We start from the raw sequence: 26,164 nt of genomic DNA on the forward strand, positions 1-26,164 counted from the left end.
AAAGTAAATGTCTTTATTAAAACTATTTCATTTTAAAATAATGGTGTTATAATGTTTCTTGAATGAAAAACACCAGAAGTGGAAAGTTAGGAGGACATCAACATGTTAGATTTAGAGTTAATGGCGGAGGTATGCCGTCAAAAGGATCATTTGGATGCTTCCTTGTTCACGAAACATAATGTGAAAAGGGGTTTGCGTGACTTAGATGGTAAAGGTGTGCTAGCTGGATTAACCAATATATCGACGATTCATCCCCAAAAAATGGTAGGAGATCAAGTGGTTTCTAATCGTGGGGAATTGCGTTACCGGGGGATTGACGTGAACGACTTGGTGAAGGGGTTTGTTTCAGAAGAGCGTCTAGGATTTGAAGAAGTCAGTTATCTGTTATTATTTGGAGATCTTCCTACCAAAAAACAACTACACGACTTTACTGAGACAATTGCTAAAAGACGAACACTTCCAACAAACTTTGTACGGGATGTTATTATGAAGGCTCCTTCTCACAACATTATGAATATGATGTCTCGCAGTATCCTGACACTGGGATGTTATGACGATAAAACGGACGATATCAGTATTGAAAATGTTTTGGATCAAAGCCTGTCATTAATTAGTATCTTTCCGATGATTGCTGTGTACTCTTATCATGCCTACAATCATTATGCAAAAGGAGAAAGTATGTATATTCATCGCCCAGATGCATCTTTGAGCACGGCGGAAGCAATTTTGACAATGTTGCGGCCGGATAAGAAGTATACCTTCCAAGAGGCACAGACTTTAGATATGGCACTCGTTCTACATATGGAACACGGAGGCGGTAACAACTCCACCTTTACAACACGGGTAGTTACTTCAAGTGGAACGGATACATATTCAACCATAGCAGCAGCTTTAGGCTCGCTAAAAGGACCTAAACATGGTGGTGCGAATATCAAAGTAACGCAAATGATGGATGATTTGAAGGATAATCTTAAAGATCCTGAGGACGACGAAGAAATTGCTGCTTACTTAGAAAAGATTTTGAGTAAGAAAGCTTTTGACAAACAAGGATTGATTTACGGTATGGGGCATGCGATTTACGCAGAGTCTGATCCGCGTGCCGAAATTTTTAAACGTTATGTCGAAAAGCTGGCAAGTGAGAAGGGTGCCTGTGCTGAAGCGGATTTCAATCTTTATCGTAAAGTGGAACGAATAGCTCCAGAGGTTATCTCTAAACGACGCAAAGTATATAAGGGGGTTAGTGCTAACATTGACTTCTTTAGCGGATTTGTTTACCACATGTTAGATTTGCCTCAAGAATTGTACACGCCAATGTTTGCAATTGCCAGAATTGTCGGTTGGTCTGCCCATCGAATAGAAGAGCTGATTAATGTTCAAAAAATTATTCGTCCAGCTTATATGGAAGTTTCGACGGAGATGGATTACACCACAATTATTGATCGTTAAAAAGTTAATCTACATTTTTCACTATAATTTTAATAGTAAAAAAAGAGCGACCTGTTCGAAATTTGAACAGATCGCTTTTTAAATTATTCAGCGCTTAATGCCGCCATAGTGATGTAATTATAAGGTTGGTTGAAGTGAGGCAAGAAGAAAATGTCCAATAGTTTCATTTTGTCGATAGTTACGCCTTCTTCAATTGCTAGGGAGAACATATGAATGCCCATAGCAATTTCTGCTGTGGTAGATGCTAATTGTGCACCCACAACCCGGCGAGAATCTTCTTCGTAAACGATACGAATCTTCACATCGTCGTTTTCTTTCATAAATCCAGGTTTTTGAGAGTCTTGGAAATCTGTATATTTTACTTTCAGACCATTTTTCTCAGCAGCTTCCACTGAAAGACCAGTTGATACCATATTATAGCCAAAGATTGAGATACCGTTTGAACCTTGAACCCCGGTCGATTCCAAAGGAGTGCCACCGATATTGTGAGCTGCCACAATTCCGGAACGAACGGCATTAGTTGCTAAGGCAATATAAGTGGTTTTCTTCAATGCGTTTGAGTAAATTGTTGCACAGTCTCCTACAGCATAAACTGAATCATCACTGGTCTTTTGATGCAGGTCAACCAAGTAAGCACCATTAGCAAACAATTCTAAATGTTCTTTACCAAGTGCATTGTTTGGCAGGAAGCCGATCGCATTTATTACTAAGTCAACTGGATATTCCCCTTTATCAGTAACAATGGCTTCAACTGTATCGTGACCTTTGTATTCGCGAGCAAGCTCATTAAAGTGCAATTCAATACCATGATCAGCTAGTACTTTATCCATATCATCTGTAAACCATTTATCATAGTAATTTGGCAGAGAACGTCCTGCAGCATCAAACAATAGTACGTTTTTACCACGCCGTTTTGCTGCTTCAGCAATTTCGACACCAATGTAGCCGGCACCGATTACAGCAACTGTTTCAATAGTGTCTTTAGAAAGGATTTCATCCACGGCTTGGCCGTCTTGGAATCGTTTCAAGAAATGGATGTTGCTCAAGTCACGACCTGGTACGTTTGGCGAAATAGGTACAGAACCAGTAGCAAGAATTAATTTGTCGTAGGATTCAACATAGCTTTCGCCATCTTTTTTGACCGCGTAAACTTCTTTTTTTGCGAAATCAATACGATCAACTGTTGTTTCCATAGAGATTTTAGCGCCCTTTGCTTCAAAATCCTCTTTTTTCGTATAGAATAACCCTTCATATGAATCGATTTGGCGTCCCACCCAAAGTGCGGTTCCGCAACCTAAATAGCTTAAGTTGGTGTTGCGGTCAATCATCACAACTTCCTGATCTTTGTAAGTATCCAATAACGTGTTTGCTGCAGCGATTCCTGCATGATTAGCTCCAATAATTACTGTTTTAGACATCAAAAAACCTCTCTTTCAAATAGTAGATAGAATCTTTGCTTGTTTTTTCACAATAATAGTGACGGACAATAAAGTGCAGTTGGTTAAAACCGCGGGTTTAACTATTCCTTGAGCACGATGAGACGTTTATCAACCTGTCTTCTTTACAAACAAGAGATAAATGTGACCGTTCTCAAGAAGATTATACCAGAAAACTCAGACCTAATTAAGAATAATTATCAAAAATCTGAATTTTTTTTCAATCTTTTCAAAAAAAGTGGAGGAAGTCCGCTTTGTAAACCATTTCCCAACGTTATTTTTTTTGCTTAATGAGAACAGTTTTTTATTAAATATCGTTCTGTTGATTGAGAAAGTTGTGGTTTCTAATGAGAATAGAAAGTTATATTCTGCTTTAATTAGTAAAGTAGAACAATTTTGCAGTTAAAAAAAAGTTACTGATTTTCTTAAACATCTAGTATGTGATTGAATACATAAAAAAACGCCGCAATGCTTAATTCATTGTGACGTTTGATACTAAACGGATTCGCGAATGATTAATTCAGTTTTTAGGTCAGGTTTCTCAATAAGAGAGAGTTTCCTTTTTTCTATCTTAGCGATTAGGACTTTCGTCGTGTATTCACCCATTTTTTTAATTGGCTGGCGAATTGTTGTGATTTCTGGTGAGGTTAACAGTGCCATTGGTTGATCATCGAAGCCTAAAACAGCTAAGTCTTCAGGAACATTAACTTGATATTTGCGAGCTTCGCTAATAATTCCAGCCGCAACTTCATCTCCATTAGAGAAAACAGCAGTTATTCCGGTTTCCGGATGTTCTACCAACCATCTCAGGAATTTTTTTCCGCCTTCAATGCCTAAAGTATCATTGAAGAACCAGTTTTCATCAAACGTCAAGTTGTTATCTCGCAATGCTTGCAGGTATCCCTTAAAGCGATGATCATGAGGATTCATCACATTACCAGTACAAAAAGCAATTTTTCTGTGACCTTGTCTGATTAAATAGTCGGTTCCTTTGTAGCTTGCTTCTGCTTCATCAATGTGAATAACGGGTAATCTCTCGTTGCCAATGTAACGATTGCATAGGACAATTTTTCCTTCTTCAATTAAAGCGGTTACCTCTTTAGTCGCAGTTTCTAAATTGGTCATGATTATGCCATCTAACTGCTTCTTCTGAACCATTTCGATATAAAACTTTTCCATAGTAGGATTGCCGCGGGTTTGCATGACTACCAGGTGATATCCCAAATCTAAAGCCGTCGTTTCAATCGCATCAACCAAATAAGCAAAAAAAGGATTCGTAATGTATGAGATAATCACACCAATCATTTTAGAGCCTTTGCCTCTCAGTTGTTGAGCAACGTTATTTGGATAATAGTTTAACTCTTCCATGGCTTTATAAATTTTCTTTTTAGTTTTGTCTGACACATAGGGATGATTATTGAGAGCCCGAGAAACAGTGGTGACTGAAACCTTGGCTTTTTTAGCTACATCTTCGATACTTGCCATCTAATTTACTCCTTATTTTTTATGAATTCTTATACTCATTATAGACTAAAATGCCTATATAGCAACAAAAAAATATTATGAAAACGATTGACATATGAAAACGATTGACATATACTCGATCTATAAAGAAAACGCCTTCTATTGGTTGCTGTTAAATGATGAGGTATCGTTTTCACAATTTATTAAAATTAAAGGAGAATAGCCATGAAGAAAAAAGTAGGTTTAAGTATTGTTACGATTTTTGCAGCGTTACTGTTAACAGGGTGCGGTGGAGGAGAAGACAACTCTAACAGCCAAACAGATTCAGACGATGTGAACTTAAAGGTCTGGGTAGATCCTGGTACAGGTGATTTCTATAAGGATGTCGTAAAGGATTACAAAGCGAGCAATGGAATTGACTACACGATTGATGTGATTGAGTCTGACACTGGAAAGGCTCAGGAATTCGTTAAGAAGGACCCGGATGCTGCTGCCGATGTATTCAGTATGCCTCATGATCAGCTTGGTCAGCTAGTAGATGCTGGGGTGGTTTATGAGAACACGAAGTATGCAGATGATGTAAACAAAAACAATACTGAACAGGCTGTCAACGGTGCTACTTATCAAGACAAACTATATGGCTATCCTTATGGGGTAGAAAGCATGATGCTTTATTACGATAAATCTAAATTAACCGAAGAAGATGTTAAAACTTATGAAGGGATTGTCGCTAAAGAAAAAATTGGATTAAATTTTGAGGAGGCTGGCGCGGACTACTTTGCCGTTCCATTCTTTGTATCAAATGGGTCGAAGCTGTATGGAGAAGATGGGGAAGATGCTTCAGGAACCACATTCAATGATGCTAAAGGCGTTAACACCTTAAAATGGATTGCTGCTCAAGGCAAAAATCCGAATGTTGTTCAAGCCAATGCTGATTTAATGAGTCAACTGGAGAACGGTTCAATCGCGGCTTTGGTTAGTGGACCGTGGGGACGTGAGAACATCGAAAAAATTTTAGGGGATAATATGGGAATTACTACTTATCCCACGAATGATTTTGGCGATGGCACCGTTCAAATGAAAGCTTTCTTAGGAGTGAAACTTTACAGTGTAAATGCGAATACGAAGCATCCGTTAGAAGCGATGGAATTAGCCAATTATCTTTCCAGCAAAACTGCACAGGAGCAAGCCTTCGAAAAAATGAATACCATTCCTTCTAATAAGGAATTGCAGCAGTCTGAAAAAGTTGTCAATGATCCTTTAGCAAGTACGGTTGTAAAAATGGCTCAGCCAGAATTTACTGAATTGATGCCTAAAATTCCCGAAATGGTCAGCTTTTGGCCAGGTGCTTTATCAGTTATAAGTGACAGCTACAAAGGCAAAATTCCAGAGGATCAAATGGAAAAGAAATTGACACAATTAGTTGATGACACATCTGCAACTAAAGATTAATTCACTTCGCAGGATGCTTTTGCAGGTATCCTGCGATCATTAAAATGAGGTGGAAAAATGGAAGAAAATAAAGCATTGCAGCAAACCTCTTACAAGCAAATTCTTTCTAATGGCAATCTGGGGGAGAAGGTTGCCTTTGTGATTATGGGGGCAGGAAATCTTGCCGACAAACAAATTATTAAAGGGCTGCTGTTTCTAATTAGTGAGATCGGTTTTCTGGTCTGGTTTTTTATGAAGGGAATTAGTAATCTTCATGGATTGATTACTTTGGGGACAAACCAGCAAGGCTGGATATTTGATGAAACACTGGGTATCAATGTACAAGTGACTGGCGATAATTCCATGCTGCTATTGATTTATGGAATTGCTACAATTATTGCACTTATCATTTTTATCCTATTGTATAAAACCAATTTAAAAAGTACGAAACAACTTTACTACTTAAGAAGTCATGATTTAGCAATTCCTACGTTTATGCAGGATATACGTTCATTGCTAGATGAACGTTTCCATCTTACGTTGATGTCTATACCAATGGTTGGCGTAATTATTTTTACTGTGCTGCCTTTGATGTATATGATCTCGTTAGCTTTCACCAGTTATGATCATAATCATTTGCCGCCAAAAAGCTTATTTGACTGGGTAGGCTTGGCAAATTTTGGTAATGTCCTAAGTGGCCGTATTTCTGGAACTTTTTTCCCACTTCTGGGATGGACGTTAATTTGGGCCTTATGCGCCACAGCAACTAGTTTCTTTTTCGGAGTGCTGTTGGCTTTGTTGATTAATTCAAAAGGAATTAAAGGGAAAAAAGTTTTTCGAACTCTGTTTGTATTAACAATGGCAGTCCCACAGTTCATTTCACTATTGATCATGCAAAACATGCTGCACGCTTCTGGACCGATCAATGCCTTCTTGCAGCAGATTCACCTGATTGACCATCCGATTCCGTTTCTAACTAGTGGATTGATAGCGAAAATCTCAGTAATTGTAGTAAATATGTGGATTGGTATTCCTGTGTCCATGCTTGTAACTACTGGGATCATCATGAATTTGCCAGAAGATCAAATTGAAGCAGCTCACATGGATGGCGCAAATAAGCTTCAGGTTTTTCGTTATATAACCTTTCCTCAAATTTTGTTTGTTATGGCACCGAGTCTGATTCAGCAGTTTATTGGAAACATAAATAATTTCAATGTGATTTATCTGCTGACAGGTGGTGGACCATTAAACAGTGATTTCTATAATGCTGGAGAAACTGATTTATTAGTTACTTGGTTATATAAGCTGACAGTTGAGGTGGCAGACTACAACATTGCTTCTGTTATCGGAATTATTACGTTTGTGCTTAGTGCAGTCTTTTCACTATTTGCGTACACCCGCTCAGGATCATACAAAAAAGAAGGGGCATTTTAAATGGAAAAAAATCGCAAAAGCTCAAAGATAGTAATTTATGCAGCGCTGATTTTCTTGGCAGCAATCTGGGTCTTCCCGATTCTTTGGATATTTTTAACTTCGTTTCGAGCAGAGGGTGGCCAGTTTGTTTCGTATATTATTCCCAAACAATTTACGCTGGACCATTACAAGTTCTTATTCACAAATAATTCCAGTTATCCTTTCCTCAAATGGTTTTGGAATACACTGATTGTAGCAGTTGCTTCTTGTTTACTAAGCACGGCAATTACAATTTCGATGGCCTACGTACTGTCTCGCTTACGTTTCCGTTTGCGAAAAGAATTTTTGAAGGTAGCGTTGGTTTTGAACATGTTTCCCGGTTTCATGAGTATGATTGCTGTTTATTACATTCTGAAGGCACTGAACCTGACTCAAAGTTTGTTGGCATTAGTTTTGATCTATTCTTCAGGAGCAGCATTAGCCTTTTATATAGCCAAAGGCTTTTTTGACACAATTCCGACGTCACTAGATGAGTCAGCTATGATTGATGGCGCAACGAAATTCGAGATCTTTACTAAGATAACGATACCACTTTCTAAACCGATCATCGTTTACACAGCGTTGCAGGCCTTCATGATGCCTTGGATGGACTTTATTTTTGCCAAAGTAATCATGGGAGACAAAGTAGAAAAATACACAGTCGCGATTGGACTGTATTCAATGATGACTCGGGACAACGCTGATAATCTGTATATGGCCTTTACGGCTGGTTGTGTGATTATCGCAATCCCTATTACACTCTTGTTTATATTCTTACAAAAATACTATGTAGAAGGAATCACTGGTGGTTCTGTTAAAGGATGATGGAAAAAAATGGTTGTACAAAATAAAAAATGGTGGCACGAAGCAATTGGATATCAAATTTATCCCAAGAGTTTTCAAGATACGAATAACGATGGGATTGGCGATATCCCTGGGATGATTGAACATTTAGATGATTTAAGTGACTTAGGTATTAATGTGATTTGGATCAGCCCAATTAATTTGTCTCCGATGGTTGATCATGGCTATGATATCAGCGATTATTTACAAATAGATCCTTCCTTTGGTACAAACGAGGATTTTGAATTGCTCATTCAAGAAGCGGAAAAGCGGGGAATTAAAGTCTTAATGGACTTAGTAATTAACCATACTTCCTCTCAGCATGAATGGTTTAAGCAAGCAATGGCAGATTTGGACAGTAAGTATGCCGATTACTACGTCATTCGGGAGGGTCGTGGTGAAGAGCCGCCCAATAATTGGCGTTCGATGTTTGGCGGCAGTGCTTGGGAAAAAATCCCTGGAACCAATAAATACTATCTGCATTTGTTTACAGTTGATCAGCCAGACTTAAATTGGGAAAATCCAGAGCTGCGGCAGGAGCTTTATGAAATTATCGAGTTTTGGCTGACAAAAGGGCTGGCAGGCTTCCGAGTTGATGCGATTTCTCACATTAAAAAAATTTATGACGAAGAAAATTTACCTTCTGACGGACCAGATGGACTGGTGACGGTTTGGGGAAACTACCGCGATGCTCTGGGAATTGGAGAATTTTTGGGTGAATTACGGGACAGAGTATTCAGTAAGCAGGATATTTTGACAATTGCTGAAATGGATGTAGTGGATCCGGAAAAATGGGAAGAATACTTTGGCGACAATGGCTACTTTTCTTCGATCTTTGATTTTTACCACACGGCGTACTCGATTCAAGGAAAGGAATTTGCCAATGATTCTGAGAAGTTTATCGAATTTTTAAAACCGCTAGTATATAAAAAACAGGAATTAGCCAACGGTCGAGTCTTCTTTACCAACTTTATCGAAAATCATGATTTGCCGCGAGCATTGAATCGTTTCATTCCAAAAGAAGAGATTGGTTTCCATAGTGCTTCTGTATTAGGGATGTTTTACTTCTTTATGCGAGGAATTCCAGTAATTTATCAGGGGCAGGAAATTGGAATGGTGGATTATCCAAAGGAAACCATCGACGGATATATTGATTTGGCCACTCACAATAACTATCAAGATTATCTATTAAATGGGTTAAGTGAAACAGAAGCCTTAGCGCAAATAAACATTGAAAATCGGGAAAACAGTCGGACACCAATGCAATGGAATTCTCAGACTAATGCGGGTTTTACAAAAGGAATTCCATGGTTTGCGGTGAATCCAAATTATCCCGGACTGAATTATCAGCAGCAAAAAGAGGATCCACATTCCTTGTTGAGCTTTTATAAAGAAATGATTCAGCTGCGAAAGAATCCGACCTATCAAGAATTGCTTGTTTATGGAAGAGCGGTTCCTGGTTTCGTGGAGGCATCTGGAATAGTTACGTATCAAAGAAAATTAGAGGAACAAACAATCAGTGCTTTATGCAACTTAACAAATCAAACTATAGCGGTAGATTACGATGCTGAGTTTGAAGTCTTATTAAACAATTATGCTGAGCTTGACTGTCAAACTGGACAGTTAACATTATTACCTTACCAAGGAATTATTTTGGAAGAAGCGAGTTCTGTAAATGGAAAATAGGGAATGGTGGAAAGAGTCCGTCGTTTATCAAGTATATCCCAAAAGTTTTCAGGATAGTGACGGTGACGGTATTGGAGATATCCAAGGAATTATCCGGCGGCTGGATTACTTGAAGGAGCTTGGTGTTGATGTAGTCTGGATCTGTCCAATTTATAAATCACCAATGGATGATGGCGGCTACGACATTGCTGATTATTATACCATTGACAATATGTTTGGAACTAATAAAGATTTTGATGAGTTACTTGAAAAAGCTGAGATGCTAGGTATGAAGGTTTTAATGGATTTAGTAGTCAACCATACTTCTGATGAACATGCTTGGTTCCAAGAAGCCTTGCGGGATCCTGAGAGTAAATATCGGGATTATTATATTTTTAGTGAAGGGATTGATGGACAGCCGCCAAACAATTGGCGCACCTACTTTGGTGAATCAGCCTGGGAGCCGGTTCCCAAGGAAGACAATATGTACTATTTACATGCCTTTACTAAGAAACAGCCCGATTTAAACTGGGAAAATCAACAGGTGAGGGAAGAAATTTATCAGATGATTAATTATTGGCTAGATAAAGGCCTGGGTGGTTTTCGGATTGATGCCATTTTAAATATCAAAAAGAGAATTGAAAAAGGCTTCTTTGAACCAGATGGGGAAGATGGATTAGTTTTTATTGGCCATTGGATTTTGAATCAACCAGGGATTGAAGTTTGGTTGAAGGAAATGAATGACCGAACTTTCCGACCTCACAATAGCATGACAGTAGCTGAGGCTAATGTTCCTAGTGAGCGATTGAAGGAATACATTGGATCGCAAGGATTTTTCTCGATGGTTTTTGATTTCAGCTATACCGATATTGATGTACCCAGTACAGGTGAGTGGTTTAAGTTCAGCGGCTGGACCTGGGAGCTGATGAAAAAGCATATCTTTACCAATCAGCTGGTGACTCAAGAAAACGGTTGGGGGGCTCTTTACCTGGAAAACCACGACCAGCCTCGTTCAATTGATAAATATATTCCGGCTGCAGATATCAATGACTACAGCAAAAAAATGCTGGCAACTTTGTTCATGCTCCTGCGGGGGACACCGTTTATCTATCAAGGGCAGGAGTTGGGTATGACCAATATTCAAATGGACAGTATGGATGAATATGATGATATTGCAACTCATGATCAATACAGTCGAGCGGTTCTATCAGGTTTTTCACCCGTGGAAGCCTTAGCTGCGATGAATCGCCGAAGTCGCGACAATTCCCGAACTCCGATGCAGTGGAATACTTCAAAGAATAGTGGTTTCTCTCAAGCTGAAAAGACTTGGATGAAGGTGAATCCGAATTATCATACGATCAATGCAGAAGCTGAATTAGTCAAAGCTGATTCGGTCTTTCACTACTATCGTCAGTTGATTCAATTGAGAAGAGACAACCGTTATCAAGATACATTGGTTTATGGAAAGTTTTTTCCAACGAATGAGCAAGAGAATGGAACGATCATCTACCAAAGAATCCTAGATGGGAAAAAAGTTCTTGTAGCTATCAACTATACAAATCAATCTCAATCAACTGAGATTTCAACTGAATTTGATCAGTATCTATTAGGGAACTACGATCAGCCATACCAAGTGGGAGTTCAGCTTAACTTGCGCCCGTACGAAAGCGTCGTGTTAGCTAATTTTTAAAAGGAGTGAGAATGTGAAGGTTAAAAATGAAGCAATGCTAATTACCTATGCGGACAGCATGGGCAGCAATTTAAAGGAGCTAAAACAGATCCTAAACAGTCAGTTAACAGGAGTCGTTGGTGGTGTACATTTGCTGCCTTTCTTTCCCTCTACTGGCGACCGTGGCTTTGCCCCCAGCGACTATACTGTGGTAGATGCTGCTTTTGGCAATTGGCAGGATGTAGAAGCTCTAGGAGAAAGTTATTATTTGATGTTTGATTTTATGGTCAATCATATCTCGCGGGAGTCGAAGTTCTTTCAAGACTTCAAGGCAAAGCATGAGAACTCTCTTTATAAAGAGATGTTCATTCGCATTCATAAGTTTTTCCCGAAGAATCGTCCGACGGCTGAAGACATTGATTTGATTTATAAGCGTAAGGATAAGGCGCCCTTTCAGAAGATAACTTTTGCTGATGGTGAAACTGAACAGGTTTGGAATACCTTTGGGGAAGAACAAATAGATTTGGATGTAACTAAGGAAATAACCAAAACTTTTATTCGAGAAACTATTGCGGACATGGCTAAACATGGCTGTTCTCTGATCCGTTTAGATGCCTTCGCTTATGCAATTAAAAAGCTGGACACCGATGATTTTTTTGTAGAACCGGAAATATGGCAATTATTAGATGACATTCGTGAAGAAGCAGCGGAACATCAAGTGGAGCTACTGCCTGAAATCCATGAGCATTACTCGATTCAAATGAAAATTTCTGATCATAATTATTATGTGTACGATTTTGCTTTGCCGATGCTTACCTTGTATTCTTTATACAGCGGGAAAAGCGAGCGGCTGGCAGCTTGGTTGCGTATGAGTCCTATGAGACAGTTTACTACCTTAGATACCCACGATGGCATCGGAGTAGTGGATGCAAAGGATTTATTGACTGACGAAGAATTAAATTATACTTCAGAAGAGCTATATAAAGTTGGAGCCAACGTGAAGAAGATTTACTCTTCTGAAAGCTACAATAATTTGGATATTTATCAAATTAATAGCACTTATTACAGTGCACTAGGGGACAATGACAACAGCTATTTGTTAGCCAGAGCACTCCAATGTTTTGCTCCGGGAATTCCCCAAATTTATTATGTAGGTCTATTTGCTGGTAGAAATGATATTGAACTCTTAGAACGAACACAAGAGGGTCGCAACATTAATCGTCATTACTATTCAATAGAAGAAATTGAAGTAGAAGTCCAGCGTCCGGTCGTTCAGGCATTGTTCGACTTGCTACGTTTTAGAAATACTTCAGCTGCTTTTGACTTAGAAGGAGAAATTAACGTGGAAACACCTTCTGCACAAGAGATTATCATTGTTAGAACCAGTCAGGATGGGCAGACAGCCGCCCGTCTGGAAGCAAATTTAGAGAATAAGAACTTTCGCATCGTGGAAAATGACCAAGTAATAGTCGACAATAAATAAAAGAGGTGCATTTATGGTAGATATAGCTTTAAGAGGTGTGCATAAAAAATATGGTAATAATGACAAGTATTCAGTAACGGATTTCAATCTTGAAATTAAGGATCAGGAGTTTATTGTCTTTGTTGGCCCTTCTGGTTGTGGAAAATCGACAACCTTACGAATGATTGCGGGCTTAGAGGATATTTCTGAAGGAGAATTATTGATTGGTGGCGTCCTGATGAATGATGTGGCACCAAAGGATCGAGACATTGCTATGGTTTTCCAGAACTATGCATTGTATCCTCATATGACAGTTTTTGACAACATGGCTTTTGGGTTGAAATTACGCAAATACCAAAAGGAAGATATTCAAAAACGAGTAGAAAATGCTGCAAGTATCTTAGGCTTAACTGAGTATTTGGATCGGAAGCCGGCCGCGATGTCAGGTGGACAACGACAACGGGTCGCATTGGGCAGGGCAATTGTACGAGATGCGAAGGTATTCCTAATGGATGAGCCTCTATCCAATCTAGATGCCAAATTACGGGTAGCGATGCGAGCGGAAATCGCCAAGCTGCATCAACGTTTGGAAACTACTACAATTTATGTCACTCATGACCAAACAGAAGCAATGACTATGGCAGATCGAATCGTCATTATGAAGGATGGATTTATTCAGCAGATTGGTTCACCAAAAGAGGTCTACAATTCTCCTAGAAATGTTTTTGTAGCGGGTTTTATTGGATCACCGGCTATGAATTTCTTCCATGTTACTCTAAATAAGGGTGTTATTCGTGATGGACAAGGGTTAGAATTGAAAGTACCAGAAGGAAAAAATAAAGTATTGCTGCAAAAAGGTTATGAAGGCAAAGAAGTCATTTTAGGGATTCGTCCGGAGGATATTCATAATGAACAAATTGTTTTGGAATCTTCACCAGAAACGACAGTAAAAGCGCAGATTGAAGTATCTGAACTGCTAGGAGCAGAAATCATGCTGTATTCTAAGAGCGGAAACACAGAATTCGTGTCTAAAGTAGATGCTCGTGAGGTCTATCAGCCAGGGCAAAAAATCCAGTTGGCCTTCAATCTAAATAAATCACACTTTTTCGATACAGAAACCGAAGAAGTTATTACCATGCCTTAAGCAGAACAAGGAGTTCTATGAGTAAATATATTGAAACGCCGCAGCTAAATCCACTGTTTCCCTTTCGTACGTTTATTTCCTATGGCTGGGATATTACCTATCCTCATTGGCACAAGGAAGTCGAAATTATTTATTGCTTAAAGGGGACGGTCAACTTGGGTGTCAACGAGCAGGTACTTAAACTGAAGGAAGGGGATGCCTATGTTTTCCCTAGTGGCGAGGCTCACTTCTTTTTGGCTTCGCCTGATAGCGAGCGAATTGTTTATCAATTTGACTTAAAACTCTTTCATAACATAGAGAATCTGATGATCTCCAACCGATCCTTGTATGATTTATTTGGCAGCATTCCCAGTTATAGCATGATCTGGCCACAGTCAATTAAAGAAAAGATCACCGATCTTTTGCTGAAGCTGTTTCATTGGTCGACTCAAACGGAAGAAGGAACTGAATATGAAATGGCTGGCTTGCTGAATCAACTGATTGCATATTTTTACAAGCTTCCGACGATCGAAAAGTCAGTTAACCAGTCGCGTCAAGCTATGAAAAATCAGGAAGTGATGGCTTGCTTGAATTCAGTTTTCACCTATGTGGAAAGTAATTTTTTGACGGCAATTACCATGGAGGAGGTCGCAAATTATGTGGGCTTTAGCCCCTCGTACTTTTCTCGCTTTTTCAAAAAGCATGTAGGGACTTCTTTTATTCAGTATTTGACTGAATATCGAATTAATATTGCCAAATACATCTTAGGCACCTCCGAGCAGCCCTTAACTGAAGTTGCCAGTCAATCAGGTTTTGCCAGTGTAAAGACATTTCACCATGTGTTTAAAGCTCAGGTTGGCATCTCGCCAAAGCAATTTCAGAAACAAATAGATCAGTAGTTTCATTCCAGTATCTCACGGAGGATGCTGGTTTTTTGTTATCTTAACTTTTTTTGAGAGAATTATAAATGTTTAGCATCGAGTAAAAAAACGCAAAATTCGGGAACTTTTGGTTAGGAATAAAGGAAGAAATCCTAGATTGGTTTCACTATACTATAGGTAAATAAAGAATATGGAGGAATTTATGAAGCTGAAGATTGGAATTATCGGGTGCGGTGGAATTGCTAAAGGAAAGCATCTTCCGGCTTTAGAGCAAATTAAGGAAGTCGAATTAGTAGCTTTTTGCGATGTTATTTTGGAACGTGCGGTTAATGCACAGGTAATCTTTGGAACCGAGGATGCTAAGGTTTTTACTGATTACAAGGAAATGCTGGCAGAATTGTCATTGGATGTAGTGCATGTGTGCACCCCTAACTCTTCTCATGCAGAATTAACGATTGCTGCTTTAGAGGCAGATTGTCATGTAATGTGTGAGAAACCCATGGCTAAAACCTCGGCTGAGGCGAAGCAGATGATCGAAGCTGCTGAAAGAACCGGCAAAAAATTGACCATTGGCTACCAAAACCGTTTCCGGACAGATTCACGATATTTGCAAGAGGTTTGTCAAGAAGGTGCATTAGGAGATATATATTTTGGTAAAGCGCATGCGATTCGTCGCCGAGCAGTTCCTACTTGGGGTGTTTTCCTTGATGAAGAAGCGCAGGGAGGTGGGCCATTAATTGATATTGGTACACATGCATTAGATTTGACTTTGTGGATGATGAATAATTATCAGCCTAAATATGTAGTCGGCAAAGCTTATCATAAGCTAGCTGATACGGAGAATGCGGCTAATGCCTGGGGATCATGGGACCCGGAAAAGTTCAAGGTGGAGGATTCAGCTTTTGGTTTTATTGTGATGGAGAATGGGGCCAGTATCTTCCTAGAATCCAGCTGGGCGTTAAACAGCTTAGGTGTGAAGGAAGCGAAGACGACACTTTGCGGAACTAAGGGTGGAGCAGATATGAATGCTGGATTGACCTTGAATGGTGAAGATCATAGTTTATTGTTTGAAAAGAAAATCGAATTAGAAACAGGCGGTGTCGATTTTTACGATGGTGAAGGAGACGACCCGGCGTTGACAGAGGCTCAGTCTTGGATTACTGCAATTTTAGAAGATCAAGAGCCGATAGTGAAGCCGGAGCAGGCGCTAGTCGTAACAGAAATATTAGAGGCCATTTACGAATCATCAACCACTGGTCAGCCAGTCTTTTTATAGGAGGAACAAGCGATGAAATTAGGTGTATTTACCCCACTATTTAACAATTTAAGCTTTGAGGAAATGATTGATGCAGTAGCTAAACAAGGTTTACAGGCTGTTGAGATCGGAACAGGCGGATCGCCAGGAAATGCTCATTTGGATATTGACAAGCTGTTAAACAGCAGGGAAGCGCGTCAGGAGTATTTGGCAAAATTAGCTGATAAAGGATTAAGTATTTCTGCTTTAAGCTGTCATCACAATCCGATTTCACCAGTAAAAGAAACGGCTCAGGAAGCCGATGAGCTACTGCGCAAAACAATTAAATTAGCAAGCTTAATGAATGTTTCTGTAGTCAATGGTTTCTCAGGTGTTTCCGGCGGCAATCCATCTGACACGCAGGTAAACTGGCCGGTATTGCCGTGGCCGACTGCTTATAATGATAATTACAATTACCAATGGGAACAAAAGCTAATTCCTTATTGGCAAGAAATCAATACGATTGCTGAAGCTGCGGGTGTAAAAATAGGGATCGAATTGCATGGTGGATTCTTATGTCATACGCCTTATACGATGTTGAAGCTGCGAGAAGCAACCGGAAAAGCAATCGGTTGTAATTTAGACCCGAGTCACTTGTGGTGGCAGGGGATTGATCCAGTAGCCGCGGTAAAAATTCTGGGTAAAGAAGGCGCCATCCATCATTTCCACGCCAAAGATACCTACTTGGATCAAGACAATATCAATATGTACGGTTTAACAGATATGCAGCCATATAACAATGTACAAACTAGGGCGTGGACTTTCCGGACTGTTGGTTGTGGCCATGACTTGAAGGTTTGGTCAGATATTATTTCGGCATTGCGTTTGTATGGCTACGATTATGTATTAAGTATCGAGCATGAAGACCCAATTATGTCAATTGATGAAGGGCTAACGCGAGCAGTTACAAACCTAAAAGGTATTATGATCAAGGATCAGCCAGCTGATATGTGGTGGGCATAGGGAGGAAATAAATGAAACCAATCAATTTTGCGGTTATCGGGTATGGCGGTATGGGCAGCTATCATGTGCATACTATCATGCCAAAAGAACAAGAACGTGTTCAAGTGATCGGAACCTATGATGTGTCCGAGGAACGTCAAGCTGTTTCCGCAGAAAATGGGCATATACTTTATCCTAGTTATGAAGCAGTATTATTAGATAAACAAGTTGAAGCAGTACTAATTGCCACTCCCAATGATGTGCATAAGGAATTAACGATCCAGGCTTTACAGGCTGGGAAACATGTGGTTTGTGAAAAACCGGTGACGTTGACAACAAAAGAGTTTGATGAAATACTGGCGGTTGCCCATGAGACCGATTGCGTTTTTATGGTGCATCAAAATCGTCGCTGGGACCCGGATTTTCTTATTATTCGTGAGCTCTACAAAAATCGGAAAATGGGTGATATCTTCCAAATTGAATCGCGAGTACAGGGCGCCAATGGAATCCCAGGTGATTGGCGTCACTTGAAGGCTCATGGTGGTGGAATGGTGTTGGACTGGGGCGTTCATCTTTTTGACCAATTATTGTTTTTAGTAGATTATCCTATCCAAAAAGTATCTACTGATTTGAGTTATATTTTAGGTGATGAAGTGGATGATGGCTTCAGCTGTGTCCTGACTTTTGAAAATGGATTGCGGGCTGTAGTGGAGGTAGGCACCACCAACTACACAAAATTACCGCGTTGGTATGTGAAAGGAACTGAAGGCACGGCTAAAATTGAGGATTGGGATTTGTCTGGCGAAATGGTCGTTGCTTCAAAAAATGAGATCTTATCCGCACCGCAGCCGATTCAAGCTGGTGTCGGATTAACGAAGACCATGGCACCACCTTCTGAGGATTCAACTATTAAGCTACCGTTTACAAAGCCTAAAGCTGAATATGTGTCCTTTTATCACAATTTTTATGAAGTAGTTCGTCATCAAGCAGAACCGATTGTGAAAAATCATGAGGTACACAGAGTAATGGAGCTGATTGATCGTATTTTGTTGGCGGAGACCAAGGCGACAACAGAATTACAGGTAGTCTAATGCAACAGAAACAGGGAGATAAGCCAACCGGTTTATCTCCTTGTAGTGATTATTCGGGTATTTCGCTGTAGGTAGAAGACAATACAAAATCGCCGTTTCCTTTTTGATTTTGTAAAACATCTAAGGCATCAAGATCGTTGAAATGCCACCATTCCGAAGCCAATGGCGTTAATCCGCCGATAGTGATTAGGTAGTGCTGAAGTAAGGCAACATTGCCGCTGTTATTAGGATTTGCAACAGCACTTTGCCAAGCGGTGCGATCATTGGCGGCCACCGGCTGAGTGTAGATAGCTGATTGTGTACTCAATTCGTGCATAGCTGTGTGCATCGGATACTCAGTGGAGTTTTCTACCTCCGTGATTAAATACTTGCCAACTTTCTTCTGCTTGGAAGTGTCAATTTTGGCAACCGTTACATCAATTGCATAGCCTACTTGGTGGTTAGACACTTTAGTAGAAATGAACCAATCGATTTGCCAGGGCTGTGAAGCGATACCTGCCATAATTTCTGGTGTCGCTTGTGCTAGCTGCATCAGCTGATTTGCAACATTTAACTGTACTGGTAATGGGCGAAAACCTTCATAAATGACTAAGGTATTACCCTCCGACAAGGCCGCTGTTTGAGCTTGCATAATTTTTCCAGCCATATTGTATAAGACGGGTACAATGTATTCTTCCTTACCCAACCGGTCATTTAAATCTCGGCTTTCATACAACACCTGTCCAGTAACATTAGGAATAGTGTGTCCAGAGGAAGTGAATAATGATTTAGTATTATTCGTGATGTTGTATTGGATCGAAGGAATCAAATCCGGCAAATTCACCATACAATAATTACTATCCAGCCACCCCGTTTGGCCCTCGACGTTTACCTGCAGCCAGCCATTCTCTTCCTTTAAAATGGTAAAACCAGTTCCTGGCTCTAAACGTCTTAGCTCAGTGCTTTGAATAGTATTGGCCTCTCTCAATGGAAGGGTGATAGACACATAACCGGTTGCACCCTGCAGTGGTAATTCGTATTGTCCCTGGTAAACTTCACCCGTAAGCTCCGGAGTTTCCTCGGTTGAAGCAGTCTCTTGGCTAATTGAAGATGACTCTTTAGAGGGGACGGCTGTTTCTGTTGTTTGACTACTGCCGGATTCAGAAGTTTCGTTGTTTTGCTGGCAACCGGCCATTGTCAATAATAGAACACCAGTAGTAACTAGTAATGCAATTGATTTCATGTTGACTCCTATCTGATCAATATTTTTAGCAGCTCAAGCAGGAGTAAATGTCCTGGGTAAAACAAGTAAAAGCCCCATTTCATCCATTTACCGCCGCGTCCTTTTCTTCCATGATATAAGGCCAGCACCGGAATAGCCAGTACGATTCCGATTTGATACAAATCAGCTGTTCCGTAATCCCGCAACAGTGGGTATAAATGAAAGACGATTCCTATCAACAGAAAACTGAGCATTTGTTTTTTGAAGTTGCCGCGAAATAGTCCAAAGCCAAGAATCCAAAGTACAGAGACGAAATTCCAATCCGCCCAAATAGCTAGCAAGCAGCATAATCCTACAAAAGCAATCTTTATCCCGAGATTAGCTGCTGAGTGTTTGACGAAAATTAAGGCCATTAATCCAAGTGCTAATCCCCACAAAACGCTGGTGGCGTCGAACAGCGGTAGATTAAAATAAATGACATAGGGAAAATGTGCCAGCAAAGCAAAAAGAACTAAGCGTTGTAAATATTTTTTTCGATTCGAGGTAAAAAACTCCCCTTCAGCCACGAAGTAACACATAATCGGCGCACACAAACGACCGAAAACCCGCATAACGAACCAAATTGGTTGGTCGCTAGGAATAAAGACACTGGCGAAATGATCTAAAAACATTGCAGCGATTGCCAGATACTTAAGAAAGTTGGCGGATAAATCAAATTTATGGGATACAGCATGTTCCATCGGTCAATGCTCCTTCATTAGTTATTGGCACCTCTGAGTCTTGAGCATTTGACCACTCAAAAAATAGTATTTGTCATAGTAGCGGCCAAATGTTTTGGAAAGAATAAAACAATTACCGTATTTTGCTTAAATAATGATTAAGGGAAATGATATAGAAAGCACTAAAAAAAAGAAAGAATCCTGCTTTAAAGCACCGATTCTTTCTCTTTTTCTAATGTTTTGATGTTATTTGGTAAGATTTCTTCGTTCATAAGCCAATTGAAATTCCTGCAAGGTTTTAACCCGTTGCAGCAAGTAATTTGAGGCCATACCAATAAAAATACCGGATAAAACACCTAAAGACAAGAGGATTGGCAGGTAGAGCATGACTGACCAGGATTGTGCAATCATAGCAGCAACAATCAGCTGTCCAATATTGTGCAAAAAGCCGCCGGCAGCGCTAATCCCAACAATGCTTACTCGTTGAGGCCCTAGCTTTTTTACTCCTAACATTCCACCGTAGCTGAGCATAGCCCCACTGGCACTGTAAAGAAATGTTGAAACGGTTCCTCCTAGCAAGGTAGTCAGCAGCAGTCGCAACCAAATCAAGAAAAAGCTGTCTCGGTTGCGCATGGTAAATAAGGAGATGACGGTGATCAGATTGGCTAATCCCAGCTTAGCTCCTGGTGCAAAAGCAAAGGGATACGGAAGCATATTTTCCAGTAGCCCTAAAACAACTCCTTGGGCTACCAGTAATGAAATAAAGAGCATTTTTTTAGTTTTTGCCATGCTGAGCTCCTTTCTGCTAGACAATTTCAATCACTAGTTTATGGGGCAGGCAGACAATCGTTTCCCCTTTTTTTTCAATCCATCCTCGACGAACACAGACTTGATCGCGGCAGCTGGCTTCTTTTACTCGGATTTTCTGATCGGTTACTTCAATGATATTGTAATCACCATCTGTGTCCTCATATTGATAGGTAAACGTCTTTTGATCCTCAACCAGATCGAAGCGGCGAATCTCTTCACCGTCAATGCGCAGAACAGCTTCCAGACTATTGGCTGCGGCTTGTTTTTGATAAATGGAAAAAAACAATAAAGGAAGCAAAGAACCGACTAGCAGCAGTCTGATGATAATGCTATCCCAGGGCCGCCATAAACTTTTATCAAAAAAATGGTTTAGTTTGATGGCTGTCGCCTCCTTTTCTAAGTAAAAAGCTGCTTTTTCTTCTCAGAGTAAGTTATACTTTTACTGTATCATAAGTAAAACGAGAATAGAAAACAAAAGGTGAAGGAAATGAAAAGAAGGAGCAGTTTGCTCAGCCTATTGCTATGCATGTTTTTTTTAGCTGGCTGCAGTCGACAAAACGATTTGCGAGAAGAGCCTTATTCAAAGGAAAGTTTTTCGCTAGGCACGTATATTCGGATTCGAATTTATGATGAAGACAAAGAAGCTGCACTGGAGCCAGCCTTTCAACGGATTGACCAATTGGAGGCGCAGCTGACTACTGACTCAGAAGAACATACCTCGGAAATAGAAAAAATCAATGCACAGGCTGGAATTCATCCGGTCAAGGTTTCATCAGATGCTTATCAACTAATTAAGAAGGCAGCTGAGTATAGTGAAGAATCGGCGGGAGGGTTCAATTATACGATTGGTGCTATTACCCAATTATGGTGTATCGGTCGTGAAGATGCCCGCAAACCAGAGCAGTCAGAAATTGAGGTGGCAGTAAAAAAAGTTGATTATCACAAGGTTACCTTTTCTGATGAGGCACAAACTGTTTTTCTGCAGGAAGCCGGTATGCAAATTGATTTAGGGGCAATTGCCAAAGGATATATTACTGATGAGGTTGCGAAGACCTTAAAGCAAGAAGGCGTGACCTCGGCTATTCTGGATTTAGGCGGCAATATTTATGTGCTGGGGAAGAATCCTAATCAGGAGGATGGCCGTTGGACAGTGGGGGTTCAGGACCCTAATTTGGCACGGGGCGTAACAATTGGAACCCTCCGTACCACCAATCAAACCATTGTGACATCAGGGATTTACGAACGCAAGCTGGAGATGGACGATCAGATATATCACCATATTTTTGATTCTACTACCGGCTATCCTTACGACAATGACCTAGCCGGTGTGTCGATTATCACCAACCAATCGATTGATGGGGACGCTCTGTCAACATTAGTTTATAGCAAAGGTATCAAGGCAGGACTGAACTATGTCGAAAAAGAAACCGATGAGAATACTGATGCCATTTTTGTTAGCAAGGACAATCAGATTTATGCAACAAAGGGGTTGGAAGGGAACTTTCAACTGGCAAAGGATGCAGATTATATAATGGGAGATCGACAAAAACTGGAGTAGAGGAGGAAGTGTCACGAGGCACCTCTTCCTCTATTGTGGTTTGTTTTCTAAAGATGAAAAACTCTTATCGAAAAAGTTTTTTCTATTAACTTTACTTTAAGACTAAGAGTAATGATATAAGACAAGTAAATGAATTGATTTTGTTGTTGACTTTGCTGCTAAGCGGATGTAGAAACACACAGGAAAGTAATTATGAAAATAACGTTTATAACATGAAAACAGAAGCAGAATTCAGTCAAATAATTCAAACTCCTTTTAGTGCCGAAACAGCGATGACTAGTCAAGTAATCGAAAATGAGGAAGGAACAGCTATGAACCATTTACTAATTATTGTTGGTAAGTAAATTTTTCGCGAAATGTTAGTTAATATGGAAACTGCGAAAGCCTTCAAAGCAGTCCTGTCCTTGACAATTGCGAGGAATGATTTGCTTGACTTAACACAGGCTTTGGGGCAGTGCAGCGTGGAAATCTCCGTTGAGTTAGCAGAGTAATAAAGAAGAGTTTAAGTGGGGAAATGTTGGTAATAATTTCAAGTATAGTCTAAAGTAAATGGGATAGACTATACTTTGGAAATATTGAAAAAATTGGAAACACGTGGAAAAATAACAATCTGTATAATTAGCATGGTGATCCTACAGGTGAAGGCGAAAATACAAGGTACAAGATTAAATGAAAGATATGACCTTGTACCTAACAATTTTTGGTATTTTCGTCTTTCAAGGAGTTAAACTCTATCGGAACTTGAAAAAAATTATCGTTCTCCAAAAACTAATCTGGCGCTTTTTTTCACAGGTTACTTCTCTTCTTTGAAAAAAAACTATTGACAGCCTTTTCATGTTTCGATACTCTATAGGCGTCGATACATGAAAAATCAGAACCCAAAATATCCAGATACCGTTTTTGACTTTTGCAGGATTCTGGTGAATAAATGAAACCGCAAACATAAAACTGAGTGAAAGAGAGAAAAGAGATATGTTAAGTTTAGTAGCAACTTTTGAAAATAGTGATGGCAGTCGTCAGAACTGGACCTTTAAAAATCCTGATCCCAATAAACCAGCAGCAGAAATTCGGGCTGCTTTAGAAGCGATGGCAAATTTGCCTTTATTTGAGAAAGATGGTGTTCGTCTGTTCACCAAAGTCATCAGCGCAAAATTCGTTGAAACCATTGAACGTCCACTGTTTGATTTCAGCAAAGGCAAAGTTGATCTTAAAGCGATGCAAATGGAGCAATCTGTTCCGTCAAATACAACCACCAAATCGCTTGAATCTGCGGAATCCTCAATGGGGAAAGCTGCTCAAAGGGTGGTAGCTCCAGTTAAATCCACAATGAAAACTATCAAAGAAACAGTTACTACAGCTAAACCAGCAGTAGAGACTGTTCAAACCAATAAACCAACAACCAAATCGCCTCAATCCGTGGTTGCTTCGGTTCAAGTACCTAAAAAATCTTTTGAAGCGATGATTGATCAAGAACAATGCTCTTTTTCGGCAATGACCAAATCTGATCAAAAGCTAAAGACTGTGTTGAATCCAGTTGTCCCAGCTAAATCTGCTGTAAAAGTACCAAAGACAGTTGGCAAATCAGCAGTTCATCAAGCGTCTAATATACTTTTAAACCCGGCAGTCCAAGCGATGCAATTAAGTGAAGTCTTAGCAGCCGCAAAACCTAAAAATATCCAATCACAAATCACTTTAAACCAGCATACATCTATGAATCGACCAGTGATCACACCGCCAAAAAGCGAGCGCGATCAAGGTTTGATGGAAATCCTGCTGCCAGAAGAAACGGTAGCAGCGATGAGCGATCAGGAGCTGATAGCTTTTGTCACTTCTCAATTGCCAAAGGGAATGGTCTTGACGAATTTCAACATCGAAGATTTGCGTGCGTCGTCTAAGGAAAGCAGTCCTCAGCTGGAACGCTTGAAGAGTCAGCTGAGAAATACCGGATCAGGCAAGAAAAAACGAGGCAAAAAGAATCGTTAGTTTGTTGCGTCCAAAAAGGGAGTTTTCTTCAAGCTGATGATGAACAGAACAAAGGCGACGCTCTGAAGCTGAGCAAAATTGCAAAGTCTTCCCTTAAGCTGGAAATTTCTGCAATTGATCGGTGGAAGAAGCTAAGCCAAAATCGATCATTTGGACATGTAATCACCGTTTCGACATGTTGTGGCTTAGAAATATGCTGGGACAGCGATTGACCGATGAAAAATTTTTCAGGCGTGTTAATTACTGTGTGGGTATTTTTTTACTAGCTGAAATTCGTATCCATAGTTCCAACACCTTACAACCGTCTTGTTAAAAAAGTAGAGGGTTGTGTTTGGCGTACATTAAATAGAAATACCGAGAGCTTTCTATTACATGGGTTGTTTGTCTGAAAATGATAAACAACTTTTTTATTTTCCCTTGACTTAAAGTTAAGGTTAAGGTCTATACTTGATCTGAAATCACGGAGAACAAGGAGGCTTTTTATGGCAAATTTTGATCAGGCAATTGATCGTTTTGATACCCATTCGTATAAGTGGGGTATTGCAAAAGATGAACTGCCGATGTGGGTAGCAGATATGGATTTTCAAACAGCACCAGCAGTAATTGATGCGATTAATCAGCGAGCAGCCCATGGAGTATTTGGTTACAACACGGTACCGCCGACGTTTAACCGAGCGGTTGCCAATTGGTGGAAGCGGCGGCACGGTGTTATGCTCCAAGAAGAATGGATTATGTATTGTACAGGTGTAGTTCCGGCGATTTCTTCTATTGTGCGCAAATTGACCAAGGTCGGTGATCAGGTACTGATTTTTTCACCAGTGTACAATATTTTTTATAACTCGATTGTTAATAATCACCGCATTGTTTTATCCAGTGATTTACAATATGAAGCAGGGCAATATGCTATTGATTTTGCCGACTTGGAGAACAAGCTGGCTCTCGAGAATACATCGCTACTGATTTTCTGCAACCCTCATAATCCGATTGGGAAAATTTGGGAACCAGCAGTTTTAGAAAAGGTGGGACAATTGTGCTTGAAGCATGGAGTGGTGATTATTAGTGATGAAATCCATTGTGATTTGACCTTTCCAGGAAAACAGTATCATCCCTTTTATGCGGCTTCCGCTGAGGTAACAGAAAATGTGATTATGTGCTGCGCTCCCACAAAGACGTTTAATATCGCGGGGCTGCAGACAGCGGCAATTGTCGTGAAAAATGAAAAATTACGCAAGCTAGTTAGTCGAGGAATCAATACGGATGAAGTAGCGGAACCGAACAGCTTTGCAATTCAGGCTGCGATAGCGGCGTTTAATGAGGGGGAGACTTGGCTCACCGAGCTGAATCACTATCTTTATGAAAACCGTCAATCAGTCGAAGCTTTCGTTACCGAACAGCTGCCAGAAATCAAGGTGGTTTCCAGTGAAGCCACATATCTGGCATGGTTAGATTGTTCGCAGCTGACCGATAATGCCGAGGAATTATGTCAATTTATTCGCAAAAAAACCGGATTATATGTGACAGCTGGTGCTATTTTTGGAGCGAATAGTCAGGCCTTTATCCGATTAAATTATGCTACAACTAAAGAGAAAGTGAAGGATGGCCTGGACCGCCTTCTTCACGGAGTGCAGGGATTTAAAAGTCAGTGAAGCTGTCGAGAAAGTCGTTAGAAGTTAAAATACATGCTATAGTATAAG

General features: G+C 40.1%; 22 protein-coding genes. 16 read left to right on the plus strand and 6 right to left on the minus strand.

Translation table 11 applies throughout. The features are described from left to right. Window positions 1-102: 102 nt before the first annotated feature. A complete protein-coding gene (locus tag IGI49_RS02855) occupies window positions 103-1,446 on the plus strand; it encodes a citrate/2-methylcitrate synthase (protein ID WP_429963276.1) in 1,344 nt (447 codons plus the stop codon). Between the two features lie 83 nt (window positions 1,447-1,529). Here IGI49_RS02855 and nox read toward each other — a convergent pair whose 3' ends face one another. Both nox and IGI49_RS02865 read right to left on the minus strand, forming a co-directional pair. Continuing rightward, complete coding sequence (gene nox, locus IGI49_RS02860; RefSeq protein ID WP_429963277.1) at window positions 1,530-2,864, minus strand: H2O-forming NADH oxidase; 1,335 nt, start codon at window positions 2,862-2,864, stop codon at window positions 1,530-1,532. A gap of 513 nt (window positions 2,865-3,377) precedes the next feature. Beyond that, window positions 3,378-4,367, minus strand: a complete 990-nt coding sequence (locus IGI49_RS02865; protein ID WP_429963278.1) for a LacI family DNA-binding transcriptional regulator — start codon at window positions 4,365-4,367, stop codon at window positions 3,378-3,380. A 204-nt stretch (window positions 4,368-4,571) separates the two neighbouring features. On the opposite strand from IGI49_RS02865, the gene IGI49_RS02870 reads away from it, so the two are divergent. The 11 genes from IGI49_RS02870 (at window position 4,572) to IGI49_RS02920 (ending at window position 18,199) form a co-directional block, all read left to right on the plus strand. Next, window positions 4,572-5,798: an extracellular solute-binding protein gene (locus IGI49_RS02870; protein ID WP_429963279.1), complete on the plus strand. Its 1,227-nt coding sequence runs from the start codon at window positions 4,572-4,574 to the stop codon at window positions 5,796-5,798. A gap of 57 nt (window positions 5,799-5,855) precedes the next feature. Then, window positions 5,856-7,211 carry a carbohydrate ABC transporter permease gene (locus IGI49_RS02875; protein WP_429963280.1) on the plus strand — a complete coding sequence of 452 codons (1,356 nt, stop codon included), beginning with the start codon at window positions 5,856-5,858 and terminating at the stop codon, window positions 7,209-7,211. Then, complete coding sequence (locus tag IGI49_RS02880) at window positions 7,212-8,054, plus strand: sugar ABC transporter permease (RefSeq protein ID WP_429963281.1); 843 nt, start codon at window positions 7,212-7,214, stop codon at window positions 8,052-8,054. 9 nt (window positions 8,055-8,063) lie between these two features. After that, window positions 8,064-9,758, plus strand: a complete 1,695-nt coding sequence (locus tag IGI49_RS02885; RefSeq protein WP_429963282.1) for an alpha-glucosidase — start codon at window positions 8,064-8,066, stop codon at window positions 9,756-9,758. After that, entirely contained in the window at window positions 9,748-11,427 is a 1,680-nt protein-coding gene (locus IGI49_RS02890) for a glycoside hydrolase family 13 protein (RefSeq protein ID WP_429963283.1), read from the plus strand. Before IGI49_RS02885 ends, IGI49_RS02890 begins: the two co-directional genes overlap by 11 nt. A 13-nt stretch (window positions 11,428-11,440) precedes the next feature. Next, window positions 11,441-12,889 (plus strand): sucrose phosphorylase, encoded by a 1,449-nt coding sequence (gene gtfA / locus IGI49_RS02895; RefSeq protein ID WP_429963284.1) that lies wholly within the window; start codon window positions 11,441-11,443, stop codon window positions 12,887-12,889. A gap of 13 nt (window positions 12,890-12,902) precedes the next feature. After that, complete coding sequence (locus tag IGI49_RS02900; protein WP_429963285.1) at window positions 12,903-14,012, plus strand: ABC transporter ATP-binding protein; 1,110 nt, start codon at window positions 12,903-12,905, stop codon at window positions 14,010-14,012. A 17-nt stretch (window positions 14,013-14,029) separates the two neighbouring features. Beyond that, entirely contained in the window at window positions 14,030-14,890 is an 861-nt protein-coding gene (locus IGI49_RS02905) for an AraC family transcriptional regulator (protein WP_429963286.1), read from the plus strand. A gap of 184 nt (window positions 14,891-15,074) precedes the next feature. Continuing rightward, a complete protein-coding gene (locus IGI49_RS02910) occupies window positions 15,075-16,148 on the plus strand; it encodes a Gfo/Idh/MocA family protein (RefSeq protein WP_429963287.1) in 1,074 nt (357 codons plus the stop codon). Between the two features lie 12 nt (window positions 16,149-16,160). After that, window positions 16,161-17,129: a sugar phosphate isomerase/epimerase family protein gene (locus tag IGI49_RS02915; protein WP_429963288.1), complete on the plus strand. Its 969-nt coding sequence runs from the start codon at window positions 16,161-16,163 to the stop codon at window positions 17,127-17,129. Window positions 17,130-17,140: 11 nt separating this feature from the next. Continuing rightward, a complete protein-coding gene (locus tag IGI49_RS02920) occupies window positions 17,141-18,199 on the plus strand; it encodes a Gfo/Idh/MocA family protein (protein ID WP_429963289.1) in 1,059 nt (352 codons plus the stop codon). Between the two features lie 49 nt (window positions 18,200-18,248). On the opposite strand, the gene IGI49_RS02925 is transcribed toward IGI49_RS02920, so the two are convergent. The 4 genes from IGI49_RS02925 to IGI49_RS02940 form a co-directional block, all read right to left on the minus strand. Further along, window positions 18,249-19,421 (minus strand): SH3 domain-containing protein, encoded by a 1,173-nt coding sequence (locus IGI49_RS02925; RefSeq protein WP_429963290.1) that lies wholly within the window; start codon window positions 19,419-19,421, stop codon window positions 18,249-18,251. Window positions 19,422-19,429: 8 nt separating this feature from the next. After that, window positions 19,430-20,140 (minus strand): TraX family protein, encoded by a 711-nt coding sequence (locus tag IGI49_RS02930; RefSeq protein WP_429963291.1) that lies wholly within the window; start codon window positions 20,138-20,140, stop codon window positions 19,430-19,432. Window positions 20,141-20,365: 225 nt separating this feature from the next. Further along, window positions 20,366-20,908, minus strand: coding sequence for a Gx transporter family protein (locus tag IGI49_RS02935; protein WP_429963292.1), 543 nt, complete (start codon window positions 20,906-20,908; stop codon window positions 20,366-20,368). Between the two features lie 16 nt (window positions 20,909-20,924). Continuing rightward, entirely contained in the window at window positions 20,925-21,308 is a 384-nt protein-coding gene (locus IGI49_RS02940; protein ID WP_429964959.1) for a NusG domain II-containing protein, read from the minus strand. A gap of 108 nt (window positions 21,309-21,416) precedes the next feature. On the opposite strand from IGI49_RS02940, the gene IGI49_RS02945 reads away from it, so the two are divergent. From IGI49_RS02945 to IGI49_RS02960, 4 genes are all read left to right on the plus strand, one after another. Continuing rightward, window positions 21,417-22,487 (plus strand): FAD:protein FMN transferase, encoded by a 1,071-nt coding sequence (locus tag IGI49_RS02945; RefSeq protein ID WP_429963293.1) that lies wholly within the window; start codon window positions 21,417-21,419, stop codon window positions 22,485-22,487. Window positions 22,488-22,699: 212 nt separating this feature from the next. Next, the gene (locus IGI49_RS02950; protein WP_429963294.1) at window positions 22,700-22,831 is read left to right on the plus strand and encodes a hypothetical protein; all 132 of its coding nucleotides are present in this window, start codon (window positions 22,700-22,702) and stop codon (window positions 22,829-22,831) included. A 628-nt stretch (window positions 22,832-23,459) separates the two neighbouring features. Beyond that, entirely contained in the window at window positions 23,460-24,470 is a 1,011-nt protein-coding gene (locus IGI49_RS02955; protein WP_429963295.1) for a DUF2922 domain-containing protein, read from the plus strand. A 482-nt stretch (window positions 24,471-24,952) separates the two neighbouring features. Then, complete coding sequence (locus IGI49_RS02960; protein WP_429963296.1) at window positions 24,953-26,116, plus strand: MalY/PatB family protein; 1,164 nt, start codon at window positions 24,953-24,955, stop codon at window positions 26,114-26,116. Window positions 26,117-26,164: the final 48 nt, after the last annotated feature.

It is taken from the genome of Enterococcus sp. AZ071 (assembly GCF_050499065.1).
Taxonomy (GTDB): domain Bacteria; phylum Bacillota; class Bacilli; order Lactobacillales; family Enterococcaceae; genus Enterococcus_A; species Enterococcus_A ferrettii.